The organism is Sphingopyxis selenitireducens, from assembly GCF_051550705.1.
GTDB lineage: Bacteria > Pseudomonadota > Alphaproteobacteria > Sphingomonadales > Sphingomonadaceae > Sphingopyxis.
This window is the reverse complement of sequence record NZ_JBPULG010000004.1, coordinates 277,579-291,834: the sequence shown is the minus strand read 5'-3', so window position 1 is coordinate 291,834 and position 14,256 is coordinate 277,579. Positions and strand designations below refer to the sequence as shown.

The 14,256-nt window shown below is 63.3% G+C and carries 13 protein-coding genes and 1 pseudogene; 4 read left to right on the top strand and 10 right to left on the bottom strand.

The window, feature by feature from the left end; translation table 11 throughout:
- Window positions 1-176: 176 nt before the first annotated feature.
- The 4 genes and pseudogenes from ACSYDV_RS14675 to ACSYDV_RS14660 form a co-directional block, all read right to left on the bottom strand.
- Window positions 177-950, bottom strand: coding sequence for an alpha/beta hydrolase family protein (locus ACSYDV_RS14675; RefSeq protein WP_438324554.1), 774 nt, complete (start codon window positions 948-950; stop codon window positions 177-179).
- A complete protein-coding gene (locus tag ACSYDV_RS14670) occupies window positions 947-1,795 on the bottom strand; it encodes a phytanoyl-CoA dioxygenase family protein (protein WP_438324553.1) in 849 nt (282 codons plus the stop codon). Before ACSYDV_RS14670 ends, ACSYDV_RS14675 begins: the two co-directional genes overlap by 4 nt.
- A gap of 439 nt (window positions 1,796-2,234) precedes the next feature.
- Window positions 2,235-2,727 (bottom strand): annotated as a pseudogene (locus tag ACSYDV_RS14665) (nucleotidyltransferase domain-containing protein); the annotation flags it as partial.
- A gap of 169 nt (window positions 2,728-2,896) precedes the next feature.
- Window positions 2,897-3,874 carry a GlxA family transcriptional regulator gene (locus ACSYDV_RS14660; RefSeq protein ID WP_438324552.1) on the bottom strand — a complete coding sequence of 326 codons (978 nt, stop codon included), beginning with the start codon at window positions 3,872-3,874 and terminating at the stop codon, window positions 2,897-2,899.
- Window positions 3,875-3,974: 100 nt separating this feature from the next.
- Here ACSYDV_RS14660 and ACSYDV_RS14655 point away from each other — a divergent pair, with 100 nt between their 5' ends.
- Window positions 3,975-4,523, top strand: coding sequence for a cysteine hydrolase family protein (locus tag ACSYDV_RS14655; protein WP_438324551.1), 549 nt, complete (start codon window positions 3,975-3,977; stop codon window positions 4,521-4,523).
- A 136-nt stretch (window positions 4,524-4,659) separates the two neighbouring features.
- On the opposite strand, the gene ACSYDV_RS14650 is transcribed toward ACSYDV_RS14655, so the two are convergent.
- Window positions 4,660-5,112 carry an Lrp/AsnC family transcriptional regulator gene (locus ACSYDV_RS14650; protein ID WP_438324550.1) on the bottom strand — a complete coding sequence of 151 codons (453 nt, stop codon included), beginning with the start codon at window positions 5,110-5,112 and terminating at the stop codon, window positions 4,660-4,662.
- A gap of 118 nt (window positions 5,113-5,230) precedes the next feature.
- Here ACSYDV_RS14650 and ACSYDV_RS14645 point away from each other — a divergent pair, with 118 nt between their 5' ends.
- The 3 genes from ACSYDV_RS14645 to ACSYDV_RS14635 all read left to right on the top strand — a co-directional run bounded on the left by ACSYDV_RS14645 (window position 5,231) and on the right by ACSYDV_RS14635 (window position 7,251).
- Window positions 5,231-5,443 (top strand): DUF6356 family protein, encoded by a 213-nt coding sequence (locus ACSYDV_RS14645; RefSeq protein ID WP_438324549.1) that lies wholly within the window; start codon window positions 5,231-5,233, stop codon window positions 5,441-5,443.
- 92 nt (window positions 5,444-5,535) lie between these two features.
- A protein-coding gene (locus ACSYDV_RS14640; RefSeq protein ID WP_438324548.1) for an IS3 family transposase occupies window positions 5,536-6,706 on the top strand; the annotation gives its coding sequence in 2 pieces (ribosomal slippage) (window positions 5,536-5,813 and window positions 5,812-6,706; 1,173 coding nt in all).
- Window positions 6,707-6,972: 266 nt separating this feature from the next.
- Window positions 6,973-7,251 carry a DUF7662 domain-containing protein gene (locus ACSYDV_RS14635; RefSeq protein ID WP_438324547.1) on the top strand — a complete coding sequence of 93 codons (279 nt, stop codon included), beginning with the start codon at window positions 6,973-6,975 and terminating at the stop codon, window positions 7,249-7,251.
- Between the two features lie 4 nt (window positions 7,252-7,255).
- Here ACSYDV_RS14635 and ACSYDV_RS14630 read toward each other — a convergent pair whose 3' ends face one another.
- Genes ACSYDV_RS14630 through ACSYDV_RS14610 form a run of 5 tightly spaced genes read right to left on the bottom strand, consistent with a single transcriptional unit; the run spans window position 7,256 to window position 14,250 of the window.
- A complete protein-coding gene (locus ACSYDV_RS14630) occupies window positions 7,256-8,041 on the bottom strand; it encodes a sulfite exporter TauE/SafE family protein (RefSeq protein WP_438324546.1) in 786 nt (261 codons plus the stop codon).
- Window positions 8,038-9,618: a bifunctional protein tyrosine phosphatase family protein/NAD(P)/FAD-dependent oxidoreductase gene (locus ACSYDV_RS14625; protein WP_438324545.1), complete on the bottom strand. Its 1,581-nt coding sequence runs from the start codon at window positions 9,616-9,618 to the stop codon at window positions 8,038-8,040. The genes ACSYDV_RS14630 and ACSYDV_RS14625 overlap by 4 nt, the downstream gene beginning before the upstream one ends.
- Window positions 9,619-9,648: 30 nt before the next feature.
- On the bottom strand, window positions 9,649-10,578 hold the full coding sequence (locus tag ACSYDV_RS14620) for an MBL fold metallo-hydrolase (RefSeq protein WP_438324544.1): 930 nt from the start codon (window positions 10,576-10,578) through the stop codon (window positions 9,649-9,651).
- Window positions 10,575-11,480 (bottom strand): creatininase family protein, encoded by a 906-nt coding sequence (locus ACSYDV_RS14615; protein WP_438324543.1) that lies wholly within the window; start codon window positions 11,478-11,480, stop codon window positions 10,575-10,577. Before ACSYDV_RS14615 ends, ACSYDV_RS14620 begins: the two co-directional genes overlap by 4 nt.
- Window positions 11,467-14,250 carry a M14 family metallopeptidase gene (locus ACSYDV_RS14610; RefSeq protein ID WP_438324542.1) on the bottom strand — a complete coding sequence of 928 codons (2,784 nt, stop codon included), beginning with the start codon at window positions 14,248-14,250 and terminating at the stop codon, window positions 11,467-11,469. Before ACSYDV_RS14610 ends, ACSYDV_RS14615 begins: the two co-directional genes overlap by 14 nt.
- Window positions 14,251-14,256 lie beyond the last annotated feature (6 nt).

The window sequence follows — 14,256 nt, the reverse complement described above, 5'->3', positions numbered from 1 at the left end:
ATTTTGGCCGGCCTGCGATTCCGGCCGATTTATCGTTATCTTAAGACCGCGCAATCCTAGCGATGGCAGTCAAAATACCATATTGTTTGTCTCAGTACATGTCATTTAATATGCCTAATTATTTTTGGCGTCAAGCGACTCTGCTACGTGCTTTGTCAATTGCGATGCGTGCAGGACTAGCGGGGCAACGAGGCTTCAGGACTGCAACCGGCCTCGAACCAAGCCAGGGCTTTACTCCACATCCACGGCGTGAACCGGTGTGCGATTCCAGCTTGGCGCGCGATCGCTACATGCTCCGCACCATCCGGATATAGCTTGCCCATCGTCGAGATGAACGCTTCCGCCCCCTCGGGAGGCACCTGTCGATCTGCCGCACCGCAGACGAACAACGTGGCAGGGCAATGCCGATAATGCGCAACATTGGTCAGTGGATCGAGTCGGCGATACAACGCCCATTGCTCTTCCTCAGCCACGCCCTGCAGCTCCTGAGAGCCTGGGCGCAACCAGTCCGGCGTAGCCAGAACTGGCGCCACACGCTTGATGCGGCGATCAATCCCCGCTGACACGACCGCGATATCTCCCCCCATCGATATGCCACCGATACCCACGTCCCCGAGACCCTCGAAATGCGCAAACGCCCAGTCGATGATCGCGGGCACCTCGTCGGCCCCCTGCGCCAGAATAGGCCAGAAATAACGACGCAGATTGCTGCGGACGCGCAGCCTGATCTCATCGGGCGCCTCGCTGCTTCGCTCGCCATGTTGCGGCAGATCCCAGCTCACTGCCACAAAGCCACGCGCTGCAAGGTCGACCAGGTGCGATGCCACATCCTCCTTCGACCAGCTAAAGGCGTGCAACCAGAGCACCAGTGGCCGCGTGCCCGCGCCTGCCGGTTCGGCCCAGAGGATTGGAATCTCGCCCAAGCGCGCGGTTTGCAGAGCGGTTGTCACTGTCCCAGTGCGGCGCGGTCCTCAGCGATCCACCTGTCCCACATCTCTTCATCCGGCCTGAGGAACAGACTGTTCGCGCGCGCTTCGATCAGGTCGTCGACACCGAAAAGCCTCATCAACCTCCGGTCGTTGCGCGCACGCGCCGCTTCGACGATTCGCTGAACGGCTGGTCCGTTGTGGTTGTCGCGCGTCGGCAGCCCCACGCGGTTATAATAGGCGCTGAAGAAATAGCGCGGCTTGCCCGAGGTATTGGGCGTACCAGTGTGCAGCAATGAGCAATGCGTGAAGACCACGTCGCCCGCCTTGACGTTCAGCACCGTTTCTTCGGGATGCGGAAGCGTGCGATGCCCATCGGATTCGATCGTGACCGGCCGCCGATGCGATCCTTCGACGATACGCAACGGACCATATTCATCGGTGAGATCCTGCAGGTAACATATCGCATTACAGGCGATAGGCCGGATATATTGCGGCCCCTCGGGCATCCAGCCCCAGCGATCGCGATGCCAGAAACTGACCTTACCCTCTGCCTCTTCCTTGGGTTCGGACGGGAAAGCCATGAAGGTGAGATTGTCGAGCTGGGCGAAGGGGCCCATCACCCGCTCGGCAAAATCAAGTACGGCCTGATTATTGACGGCCGGCAACATCAGGCCGGGCTCCTGTTCCAGCGCGCTGGTCACCCGCAGGCGCGGCTCGGATGCACCTGGCGGCGTATTGCGCCGAACCATATCGTCGTAACGGTCCTTCCACGCCTGCATCTGCGCTGCATCATAGGCACCTTCGAAAATCGTATAGCCGCGCTCGCGAAATTCGACGAGACGCTGTTCCAGAGCCTTCACTGACATTCGCCACCTCTCCTGCATGGGTCGCCCGAAGCGATATTCTTTATATGATTATTATCAAGAACAATTGATATATAGTATGATTATATTTTGCCCCGAGTCAATCCGCGAGCGCCTGCGGAACAAGCGCGAAGCGTAGCTTCGCCTGTGGACCGTCATCCGCACGATAATCCACGCTCCCTCGCCGGTGAACTCGAACCTAGGAGAGCGGCCGTCGAGATCACTTGTTCCGATCAATGCATGCGGAAGTGAACGACAGCTATCGGGAGACAGAAGAAGTTTTGGAAATGACTATAACCGGGCGCATTGCTGACCAAGTTATATTCGACAGCCGCTGCCAGAAACCGACCCACAGCGCTCCGAAACGGCGCATTGTGATAGCACCAATATGAACGCAATTGCTGTCAGCCCCGTCAAAATCTGAGCGGAATGTCGTGCCTTTATGGAACGTGCATACGAGCAGTATGCAAATGATAATATCGCTCGGTGGCTTGATGGAGCGCAAACGCGGCCTTCTTTAGACGTCTACGCTGAAAGTTCGATGTAAAGTCGTCGACAAATTCCCCAGCGCTCGGATACCACTCTTCGAAATACTCGCGCGCCATCTCAAGCGCAGCATGCGGCGTCATCGGCTTGGGCTCGGCAAGTTCTCTGCCGTCGGCCTCGTACAGCGCGATCCCATCACGCGCGACATCGACGAAGAAATAGCGCCCCTGCGTAAGTCCGGCATTCACCTCATCAAGACTGTGAACGATGAAGTTCACCGGCGTGCGGAGCCGCTTTGTCACCGACAGTTCGCGAATGAGCCGGTCGTCGAGCTTCGACCAATAGTCCGCCCGATCGGTCAGCCGTTTGTCGTTGACGATGATCAGCAGGTCGTAGTCCGACTGGTAGCCCTTCACGGTGTGAGGCTCGTCGACCCAACCGCCGCGCGCAGGCGGCCAAACGCGTAAAGGACGTAGATCGCTCGATTACCGACATGCAGCCTGTTCCAGTCGGCGGGTGGCGGTCCAATGCCGTTGGAACGATCGGCCGCAACCGATGCCGATCAGGCGCTGGCCTGTCCGACCGGCGCACATTGCCGGCGCGCAGAGGGATCGCGGGCTAGGCTCGGAAGCGTTGACGATACTCAGTTGGCGAGAGGCCAACGATCCGAACAAAGGCTTTGCGCAGCGCACTGGCATCGGCGTAGCCCACGTCCCAGGCGATGCGTTCGAGCGACCCGGCGCTGAACTGAAGCATCTCTTGGGCTTTGCCGATTCGGATGCGCTGGCAGTAGGCGGTCGATGTGAGCCCGGTGGCCTTCTGGAAACGACGCAGGAATGTGCGCGTTTCCAACCCGGCCTGGCTTGCCAGTAAGGATAGACTCATATCTTTCGCTCCGGTCTTTTGCAGCCAGTGCTGAACCTTCAATACGGCCTGGTCGCCATGATCGATGCGCGGTGAGAACGGACTGTAGTACCGCTGTTCGCGCCCCGGAGAGTCGACGAGAAGTTGGCGTGCGGTGTCGATCATGACGGTGGGGCCAAGGAAACGGCTTACAAGCGTCAGCCCGAGATCTGTCCATGCCATCACACCGCCCACTGTGATAATATCGCCGTCGTCGATGAGCAGGCGATCCGTTTCCACGTGCGCGATCTCGGGAAACCGCGACTGCAGCAGATGGCCATAGCCCCAATGTGTCGTCACCGTCCGCCCCGCCAGCGCGCCGGCTTCGCCAAGGACGAGCGCCCCCGCGCATATCGACGCGAGGATCACGCCGGCCGCATGCTGATTTTTCAGCCATCCGGCATATCGCGCCGCCGACGCGGGCTCGATAGGCGCACCCAATGCGGGCGGCAAAATCAGCACGCGCGGCATTCCGTAGGCGCCCTCCAGGCTGTCATAAACCCGGCTGGGCACATGGGTTCGCTCGTCGACCTTCCAGTGGCTGATACGAAGCTGGGGGCCGCTACGGTTTTCGCGCCGGGTCCGCGCAAGACCGTCCGCAACCATGAACAAGTCGCTCAGCCCGAGGATCGCTGCCATCTGCGCGCCCGCATAATCGACGATGCCGATTTCAATCACGTCTGTCGCACTCATGTCGTTATCGGCCCCGATTTTGTCGCTTGTGGCCGTTCAAATATGCGCCCGGCATCGCCAGTTTGAAAGGGTCTCGAAACTCGAATGAAGGTGAACCGTCATGAGCACTTCCGCAATTATCGTGATCGATCTGCAGAATGAATATTGGCCCGGAGGCAATGTTCCGCTCGAAGGCGTCGGTGCTGCCGCCGCGAATGCGGCGCGCGTGCTTGAAAAGGCGCGCGCATCGGGCGGGTTCATCGTCCACGTCCAGCATCTTTCGGCCGATCCAAGCGTGCCGATCTTCCAGCCCGGCAGTCATGGAGCCGAAATCAACGCCGCCGTGCGGCCGGCCGGGGACGAATTGCTGGTGCAGAAATATTATCCCAATGCGTTCCGCGACACCGGGCTCAAGCAGATTCTCGACGACAAGGCCGTGAAAAACGTCGTGATAGTAGGAGCGATGAGCCACATGTGCATCGCCGCAACCGCGCGCGCTGCCGCCGACTTCGGCTACGGCGTCACGGTCCTGCATGACGCCTGCGCAACGCGCGAGGTCGACTTCGACGGTGTCACGGTTCCGGCCGCGCACGTGCATGCCGCCAACATGTCCGCGCTCGCCTACGCTTATGGCGCCGTCATCCCGACCGACGCCTATCTTTCGCCGTAACCTGCCCGCAAGGCTGCAGTACGGCGGGGATCGCACGGTCGGATACGTCTCGCCCTCTTTCGTTGCGGCAAATCCGGATCGCCGCTCGGGATCGCGCTAAGGAGGCGGCCGCAGCGCCGCGGTTCCTAGCCGCTGGCTAGATCGGTAACCGGGTCGTATATTTGATCTGTTCCATGGCGAAGGATGAGCTGACGTCGTAGATGGCAGTACGTTTGATCAGCGAGCGGTAGATACGATCATAATCCGCGATATCCTTACAGACGATCTTGAGTAGATAATCGACATCCCCGCTCATCCGGTAAAATTCGACGACTTCTGGGATATCCGACACCGTGCGGGCGAAGTCCGCTAGCCAGACATCCTGATGCTGATTTGTCTTGACCGCAGCGAACACTGTGACGCCCAGATCGAGCTTCTCCCGATCGAGAAGAGCGACCCGTTCGCGAATATAGCCCGCTGCCTCGAGTCGCTTGATCCGCTTCCAGCATGGGCTTGATGACAAGCCCGCCTCGTCCGCAACCTCCGCGAGCGGTCGCGAGGCGTCAGCCTGAAGCGAACGCAATATCCGAGTGTCGATTGGGTCGAGCATGAATTTTCTCTTTTCTTAGGAAATGGGAAATGTGCTTTCTTATAAAGGCAATAACTCAGAAATCTTTGAAAAAACATTCTTGAACACAGCGCGTATAAGTTTCGGCAGGAGAAAACACATGCTTAAACGAATATTCGTGGCTCACCCGGCGTCAGTCGGCGAAAGCTATGGGCAGCATTTCTGCCACGCGCTGGGCTTTTCGGTCGCGATGTTCGCGGGCGCGATCGCCTGCCTGCTCCATGCTTTCATACCGGCGATGTACACGCAGACGGGCAGTCGGATCGTCATTCGGCTCCATGACAAGATGACAGTCAACCGGGTGTCTCGGTAACCAGATCGTCCGGTTCAAGCGTGCGGACATGATCTGCCCCCTTCTGAGTGGTCCAAATGTGATGATATTTTGGATTACGAAGGAGACAAGGAATGCCGAGCAAGAAGCATCGCCCGGAAGAGATTATCGGCAAGCTGCGTGAAGCGGAGGTTGTTCTGGCGCAGGGTGCTACGACCGCAGAGGCGTGTCGGCGGATCGCGGTCAGCGAGCACACCTATTATCGATGGCGCAAGGAATATGGCGGCCTGAAAACCGATCAGGCGCGGCGGATGAAGGACCTGGAGCAAGAGAATGCGCGGCTTCGTCGTGCGATCTCTGACCTGACGCTGGACAAGCTGATCCTGCAGGAAGCTGCTCGGGGAAACTTCTGAGCCCGCGCGCCGAAGGCGCTGTATCGACCACATCAGAATGATGATGCCGGTGTCCGAGCGACGGCTCTGCCGCGTGCTCGGGCAATACCGATCGACACAGCGCAAGGCGCCTCGCGGGGCAGATGACGAAGCGGCTCTCACCGAGGACATCATTGCACTGGCGCAGCAATATGGTCGTTATGGCTATCGCCAGGTGACGGCGTTGCTGCGCGATGCGGGCTGGCACGTGAACCGCAAGCGGGTCGAGCGCATCTGGCGCCGCGAGGGGCTGAAGGTGCCGCAAAGGCAGCCGAAGCCCGGTCGGCTCTGGCTGAACGACGGATCATGCATCCGGCTTCGGCCCGAGTATCCTGGGCATGTCTGGTCCTACGATTTCGTCGAAGGTCGCACCCACGATGGCCGCAAGTACCGGATACTGTCGATCATCGACGAGGCGAGCCGGGACTGCCTGGCGTTGCCAGTAGCGCGCAAGCTCAAGAGCGACGACGTGCTCGCAGCACTGGCCGAGCTGTTCGTCACGCGCGGGCCGCCAGCGCATATCCGGTCGGACAATGGCCCGGAGTTTATCGCGACGGCGGTGCAGGAATGGCTGGCGAAGATCGGAGTGAAGACGCTCTACATCACGCCCGGATCGCCATGGGAGAATGGCTATTGCGAAAGCTTCAACGGGTCGCTGCGTGATGAACTGCTCAACGGCGAGATCTTCTACTCGCTCGCCGAGGCCCGGATACTGATCGAGACCTGGCGACGATATTACAACACCGTCCGGCCGCACAACTCGCTGGGATATCGACCGCCGGCGCCGGAAGCCGTTCCATCGCCAGTGTCGCCCTCCGGTTCCGCTTCGCTCCACCTACGGCCAACACTGGCGATGGAGGCGCGAATGCACTAACAATCCCCACGGCCACTCGGTGGGGGCCGGTCAGAGGCGATCCGAGTCCCTTAGTAGGGCGCCAAGAAGGGTGGGACGATAGACCGGAGAGACTTGCTGCCGCCGAAGTCATCGGGTTCCGACAGGAGCGGTCATGGTATCATGCTCCATTTGCCTTTCGACGGCGAACCCGCCGGAACGAGTCAGCCCGGGCTAAAATGCGGTGGATCGGCTGGATTGGCTGACTGCCGCTTGACTCGTTACCGTCAAGATTGTGGAATAGAGCCATGGGCAAATATGATGCGCTTGGCGTCTTTCTGCGACGGTGGAAAATCCGTAACGATGCCGCTGGTGTCGAACTGAGTTTTGCGCAGATCGAGGGCATCATCCGCGGCGTGCTGCCGCGCGCGGCAGACGAAGCGCAATGGTGGTGCATGAACGAACAAGCCGACCCTCCGCACCGGCGCGCCTGGCGCGAAGCGGGTTTCGACGCGACTGCGGACATCGCGGCGGAGCGTGTCTATTTCCTGCGGCGACAAGCGCCCGATCAGGGAAGATATATCTGAGACGCTATGCGAGTGTAGCCGCGTATGTTTTCCACAGCATATAGGCCGCCACCACGAAGATCAGGCCAGCAAAGACTGTGGAGAGGCTGCCCTTGCCCGAAAGGCGCCGCGCGGCGCGCGCTCCTAGGACACCACCCGCGACGCCTCCCGCGATGAAGATGGCGGCCAGAGGCCAATCGACGAGGCCCGATGCCGCGTAGTTAAGCGCCGTGGTCAGCCCGAAAGCGGTCACCGCGACGAGGCTCGTTCCCACCGCATTGAGGATCGGCATGCGCGTCGAGGCGATCAGCCCCGGAACAATGAGGAACCCTCCACCGATACCGAAAAACCCTGAGAAGGCACCGGTGCCGAGCCCGAAGCCGAGCACCTTGGGCGCATTGTTGCGATTGCAGGCGGCGCCTTCGATCCCGAGATTGTTCCGCCCACGCAGCATCAGCACGCCGACACCCAGCATCAGCAAGGCGAAGAGGAACAGCAGCCTCTCGCCATCGAACGCTTTACCCGCGCTCGACCCGGCCAGCGCGCCGAAGACGCCGCTGCCCGCATAGAGGAAGCCGCAGCGCCACTTCACCGTGCCCGCACGGGCGTGATGGAAGAGGCCAGACGCGGCATTGGCTGCGACCGCGAGCGCGCTCGTCCCGATCGCGACATGCGGGTTCGCAACGCCGACGAGATAGACCATCAGCGGCACCGCGAGTATCGACCCGCCGCCGCCGACGAGTCCGAGGGTGAAGCCGACAACGCCGCCCGACAGGGCGCCCAGCAAATACTGGACCGTGTCGAGCGTCACCCACCCTCGCCGATCGGCCGAGGCGCCGCGAGCCATTCACGACCGCGGAGCATGCCGTGCCAATAGAGCGGCGGCAGGATTCTCGCCTTGAGCAGCCAAGAGAGTCGCGAAGGCCGCGTGCCATCAATCAGCCATTTGGGGAAGGTCGGCAGCAATTTACCGCCGTAGCCGAATTCGGCCAGCACGATCCGCCCCGCCTCAACGGTGAGCGGGCAACTGCCATAGCCGTCATAGGCCGCCACCGGCGGCGCGCCGTCGAGCGCCGCAAGCGCGTTGAGCGCGACGACGGGCGCCTGCTTGCGCGCCGCCGCCGCGGTCTTGGCGTTGGTGGTCGCCGCGACATCGCCCAGCGCGAAGACATTGGCGTAGACGGAATGCCGCAGCGTCGCCTCATCGACCGCGACGAAACCCGAGGGCGCCGCGAGCGGGCTCGATGCGATGACATCGGGCGCGACCTGTGGCGGCACGACATGGATCATGTCGAAGCGTTCCTCGACGCGGCGAACCGTGTCGCCCCGCCGCTGCTCGAACAGCGCGACCTTTGCGGCTCCATCGATCGAGACAAGGCGCGATTCGAGCTGCAGGTCGATGCCGTAGCGCGCGATATAGGCCTCAAGCGCCGGGACATAGGCTGCGACGCCGAACAGTGACGGCGTCGCCGTATGAAATTGAACATCGGCCTGTCCAAGCACCCCCGCGCGCTCCCAGCGGTGGCACGACAGATACATCGCCTTTTGCGGCGCACCCGCGCATTTGATCGGCATCGGCGGCTGGGTGAACAGCGCCCGCCCGCCGCGGAAGCGGCGTACGAGCCGGTCGGTATTGGGCGCGAGGTCGTAGCGATAGTTGGACGTGACGCCGTCCGAGCCGAGCGCCGCAGCGAGCCCTGGAATCGCGTCCCAGTCGAGCTTGAGCCCCGGACAGACGACCAGCGCGCGGTAACCGATCACGCGCCCGTCGGCGAGCATCACCCGGTCGCTAGCGGGGTCGAAGGACGCAGCCGCGCCGCGGACCCACTCTGCACCGTCGGGGATCAGACCCGCCTCGCCGCGCCGCGTCTCCTCGGCCGCGAAGATGCCGCCGCCGACCATCGTCCATCCGGGCTGGTAATAATGATCCTCGCTCGGTTCGACGATCGCGAGCGACACGCCCGGACGACGGCGCAATATGCTCGCGGCGGTCGCAATCCCCGCGCTGCCGCCGCCGATCACGACGATGTCGTAGCGCGCGACGGCGCCATCGGCACCGCGCGCGGCGGCCATTTGGGCCAGTTGCTCGGAGCGGGCGCCCGACCGGCAATAGGCAAGCACAGGTGCCGGAAGGTCGGCAAGCGCACGCGCCATAGCGGCGGCATCGCCTTCGTCGATCGTTCCCGATACGATCGGAATATGCACGAAACGGAGGCCATGCGCCTCGGCCGCTGCCGCGACCGTGGAAGCCGGTGGCTGGCCCGGCTCCTCGCCATCGGGGCGATTACAGATGATCGTGCGAAAACCCGAAGCGGCGAGCGCGGCAACGTCCGCCGGAGCGATCTGCGGCGACACGCTAAGGGCCGGGGTCAGGGTTCTGATGGTCATAATCTCTCCGTTCGTAAGGGTCGCCGGCGCTTAAAGCCGGTCGATCGGGATCTTCAGATAAGCGACACCATTGTCCTCCGCGGGCGGTAGCCGCCCGGCGCGCATGTTGATCTGCACAGCGGGCAGCAGCAGCGCGGGCATAGAAAGCTCGGCGTCGCGCTCGCGGCGGCGCGCAACGAACTCATCCTCCGAAATGCCGTCGCGCGCGTGGACATTTGCGGCGCGCTGGTCGGCAACCGTGGTTTCCCAGCAATGCGCCTTCCGATCGACGGTCAGATAATCGTGGCACAGAAAGAGCGGCGTATCGCCGGGAAGCTCGAGAATGCGGCGCAGCGAGCGGAAGAGCTGGGCCGCGTCGCCGCCCGGAAAATCGGCGCGCGCCGAGCCGTAATCGGGCATGAACATCGTATCGCCGACGAAGACGACGTCGCCGATCGCATAAGCGACGCACGCCGGTGTATGGCCCGGGACGTGGAGGACCGCGACCGGGAGGCTTCCGATTGCGAAACGCTCGCCATCGGCCCAGAGCCTGTCGAAGTCCGAACCGTCGCGGCGGAACGCGGGGCCGGCGTTGAAGATGTCCCCGAACACCGCCTGGACGTCGCGGATATGCTCGCCGATCGCGATCGTACCGCCGAGGATTTTCGCGAGCCAGGGCGCCGCCGAGAGATGGTCGGCATGCGCATGGGTTTCGAGCAGCCAGTCGATCGCAATGCCGGCCTCGCGCACATGCGCGACGATCGCTTCGGCCGACGCGGTCGATGTCCGCCCCGAGGCCGCATCATAGTCGAGCACGCTGTCGATGACCGCGCCGCGCATCGTCGCCGGGTCGTGGACGACATAGGAAATGGTCGAGGTAGCGGGATCGAAGAAGGCGCGCACCACAGCGGCGCCCTTCGCGGCGCTGAGAAGCTGAGCATGGGCCGCCGCCAGCGCCGGGTCTGCAATCGGATCGCTCATGACGGCTGGAGCCCGAGGTGCGGACGTGCCGGATCGCAGCGCCGGAAATGCGTGATGAAGTCGGCGACCGCGCCGATGATCCAGTCGGTGAAGCGCGCGCCGGCCTCGCCCGAAGCGAGCGTCGGATCGCCCGCACCGACCCCGTTCGACGCGACTTCGGTGACATCGAGCGGCAGCGCGACCTCGAAGCCGTCGAAGGTCACGCCCGCGAACTGGCTCGTCGACGGCAGGCCGAAGACGTTCGAGCGCATCGCCGGTCGCGCCGCGCCCATGCGCATCAGTTCGGGAGTGAGATGCAGCCCGACCGAGGTCACCGGATCGGCGCCATGCCCGCGCGCCCGCGCGCTTCCCGCGTCATGCACCTCGTCCCAGAGACTGTCCGGGATCATCCGCCACAGGTTGAGCGAGGCGATCATGATGCCGCGTTCGCGCCGCACCTTCTGCGCGACCTGCGCGATCAGCGGCGCGTTGGTCGAATGCCCGTTGCAGATGATGATATGGCTGAGCCCATGATCGAGGAAGGCGGTGACCATATCCTCAAGCAACATGGTGAAGGTCGCCGCGCGAAGTTGGACGCCGCCCGCCGCGCCGCGGAAGAAGTCGGCATGGCCGAAAGGCAACACCGGCGCGCAGATCGCGCCCGCGCGTTCGGCAGCCGCCAGCGCGAGCCGCTCGGCAAGCACATAATCGCCCATCGGCGCGTGCGGCCCCTGCTGTTCCTGGCTGCCGAGTGGAAGCAGGATCGGCGGGTTGCCGGCGAGCCGCGCACGAAACTCCGGCCAGCTCAAATCCTGGAGCGCGTGCGCGCGCTTCGCGGGCGCGTCCGCCGCAAGCGCCGAAGCTGCGACCGTCTCGCTGCCGCCGCGCGCGCGGGCCTTCGTCTTAGCCTCAACGCCGGTCATGGCCCGCACCGAGATAGATGGCGTTGAACAGGAGCTTGAACGCGCCGTGGGTTTGCGCGCGCAGCGCGACCTCGGGGCCGATCAGGATGATTCGACCCTTGCCTCGATCGACCTCGACGATCGCGGCAGCGCCATCGAGCCTTTCGAGACCATGCGCCCAGCCGCTGCGCAGCTTCGGCACGCCGGCGAAACGCACCGGCACCTGAACGCCGGCAGCGCCTGGCTTGAGCTTCCAGACCGGACTGTCATCGAAGAAGAGATCGACCTTGCCGGGCAGCCCGTACGTCAAGGGCGACGAAGGATCGACCGACGCTTCGACCAGCGCGCCCGGCACATAGAATTTGCTGCGCGGCGGGCGGGCGGTCTTGCCATCGACCGTTTCGGCAACCGCGTCTTCGACCGGTAGGCCCATCGCCTGCGCCACCGCCTGCGCCGAGCCGCCCATCGCGATCAGCGAGCCGCCGGCATCGACGAACGCCTGCAAAGCCGGGATTGTCTTTTCGGCGCTCACCTTCCCGAGCCAGCCGCGATATTCGGCCGGGATGTCTTCGGGTTTCGGCTGCTTGTCGTCTTCGCGCCCGCGGAACATGCCGTCGCCGCTCGCCCGCGCCGCCTGGGGCTGGAAAGCAGCGTGCGGCAGGATGACGACATCGAAATCCTTGCGCAGCTTCCCGGCATCGAGTTGCTGCGGATAGACGATGGTGAAGGGGAATTCATGCTGGTCGAAAATCCAGCGCATCCACCCCGTCGGCATGAGCCCGCCATAGATATCGACGAGCGCGACGCGCGGCCGCCTCATGGCGGAGCGCTCGCCAGCTGGTGCCGCCGAAGCACGCTCGACGTCGAGCCCGAGTTCGGCGGCCGCGGTTTCGACGATGCGCGTCGCGGCCGGGGTCGCGGGCACCCAGAGTGCGCCGGGTTCGCGCGGACCGCCCGCGACCGATACCGGCTGCGACAGCCAGGAGACCGGTTGACCGGCCTTCAGCAGCCGGTTGGAGAGGATGAAGCTGTTGTTCGCGCCATGCCCGACGAGATAGCCCGCCTTGCCCGTGCCGACGATCCGCCCCAGATTGTTCGAAAGCAGGGTCGAGACACGCTCGGAAGGCACGTCGAGCGGGTCGAGCACGCGCTCGAAGCCGACCCCCATCTGGACGGCAGGCGTATAACCTGTCGCGTCGGCGGGCGGGATCGGGTGACCGCCTGGATATTCGAAATTCTCGGGATAGTCCTGCGGCTCGAACATATCGAGGATATGCGGGCGATAGGCCTGCGCGGTGCGCACGAAATAGGTGCCCGCGGGATACTGCTTGCCGTTCGCGGCGAAGGACGCGCTGGCGCGATCGACATCGACCCCGAGCTTGATCAGCGCATTGAGGAAGCGGACCGCGGTCGGGTGGTCGCGCTGGCCGGGATCGATGACATAGACGCGCGCATCGCGGTTCGCGGGGTTCCGCATGACCGCCTCGTAGAAGCGGGGTTCGATCGAGCTGCTGCCGCGCGTGCGGGTCGCGACGGGCTTCGCACCGGTCGCCGCCGAGGCGGCATGCATCTCGGCGATCCGCGTCGGGGTCATCGTCCAGCTGTCTTCGTTGCCGCGCGCAATGCTGTTCGCGCCCATGCGGTAGATGTTGAAGAGCAGCTTCTCGCGGTTCGCGGCGGCATAGCTCAACACCGCGCGGTTGATCGTCATGCTATATTCGAGCGACTGGCCGATATGCCACTTCTGCGGCGCGATCGGCGCTGGCTGGTTGTTGCCGGGAAGCTGGCGTTCAGGGACCAGTTCGATATCGATCGGCACCGGCTTGCCGATCGTCTCGGTGAGGATGCCGATCGCATTGTGGAAATAGGAGATCGAGCGAAGATTGCCATTATACCAGGTGTCGTAATGCGCCCCGTCGCGCGACGTGCCCCCACGCTTGCCCTCGGCGAGGAGGCGCGACTGCATCGCCGCCCCGACCTCTTCGAGGCTCGTCATCACGAGCGGATCGAAGTTGAAGTTGAACGGGTCGCGGAACGGCGGGATGAAGACGACGGTGCCCGCGGGGCCGGTCTGGTGCTGGTTGAGCACGACTTGCGGACGCCAGTCGCGGAACAGGACGCGCGTGATATTCTGCGTCTCGGGCATCTCGGCCATGTAGAAATCGCGGTTGTTATCGTGGCCGACATAGGCATGGTAGAGCTTGGGCAGGCTCTCGAACCCCGCTTCACGCTTCGCCGGATCCTTGATCCGCATATACCAGTTGGCGACCAGCTCCTGCCCGTCGGGATTGTTCGCCGCGAAGAGGATGATGACATTGTCGCGGATGCGCTTCGCCTCGACATCGTCGCTGTTCACGAGGTCATAGACCTGCTGGATGATCGCCGAGTGGGTGAGTGTCTCGCTGGCATGGATGCCGCCGTCGACCCAGATTACGGCCTTGCCCTCGGCGGCGAGCGCACGGGCCTGCTCGTCGGTCAGTCCTTCAGCGCGGCCGAGCCGCTCCGAAATATCCTTATATTTGTCGAGCAATGCGAGATTCTCGGGCGACGAGACGATCGCCATGAGCTGGCGCCGTTTCTCGACCGTCGGGCCGATGTCGACGAGTTTGATCCGGTCACTGATTTCGGCGAGCCGCTTCCAATAGGTCTCGGTCTCGCTAAAGCTCGCGACATAGCGGTCCTCGCCCATATCGTGCCCGAGCACCTCCTTCGGTGTCGGGACCGGACCCGCGATCGCGGCACTCGTCGTCATCAACCACGCAAAGGCGGCAGCGGCAGCCAGTCGTTTCATAAATCA

What these genes read in the sequence shown, in the direction of transcription:
- ACSYDV_RS14670 (WP_438324553.1), bottom strand. Translation starts at nt 1,795, where the DNA reads ATGTCAGTGAAGGCTCTGGAACAGCGTCTCGTCGAATTTCGCGAGCGC.
- ACSYDV_RS14660 (WP_438324552.1), bottom strand. Translation starts at nt 3,874, where the DNA reads ATGAGTGCGACAGACGTGATTGAAATCGGCATCGTCGATTATGCGGGC.
- ACSYDV_RS14655 (WP_438324551.1), top strand. Translation starts at nt 3,975, where the DNA reads ATGAGCACTTCCGCAATTATCGTGATCGATCTGCAGAATGAATATTGG.
- ACSYDV_RS14650 (WP_438324550.1), bottom strand. Translation starts at nt 5,112, where the DNA reads ATGCTCGACCCAATCGACACTCGGATATTGCGTTCGCTTCAGGCTGAC.
- ACSYDV_RS14645 (WP_438324549.1), top strand. Translation starts at nt 5,231, where the DNA reads ATGCTTAAACGAATATTCGTGGCTCACCCGGCGTCAGTCGGCGAAAGC.
- ACSYDV_RS14635 (WP_438324547.1), top strand. Translation starts at nt 6,973, where the DNA reads ATGGGCAAATATGATGCGCTTGGCGTCTTTCTGCGACGGTGGAAAATC.
- ACSYDV_RS14625 (WP_438324545.1), bottom strand. Translation starts at nt 9,618, where the DNA reads ATGACCATCAGAACCCTGACCCCGGCCCTTAGCGTGTCGCCGCAGATC.
- ACSYDV_RS14620 (WP_438324544.1), bottom strand. Translation starts at nt 10,578, where the DNA reads ATGAGCGATCCGATTGCAGACCCGGCGCTGGCGGCGGCCCATGCTCAG.
- ACSYDV_RS14615 (WP_438324543.1), bottom strand. Translation starts at nt 11,480, where the DNA reads ATGACCGGCGTTGAGGCTAAGACGAAGGCCCGCGCGCGCGGCGGCAGC.
- ACSYDV_RS14610 (WP_438324542.1), bottom strand. Translation starts at nt 14,250, where the DNA reads ATGAAACGACTGGCTGCCGCTGCCGCCTTTGCGTGGTTGATGACGACG.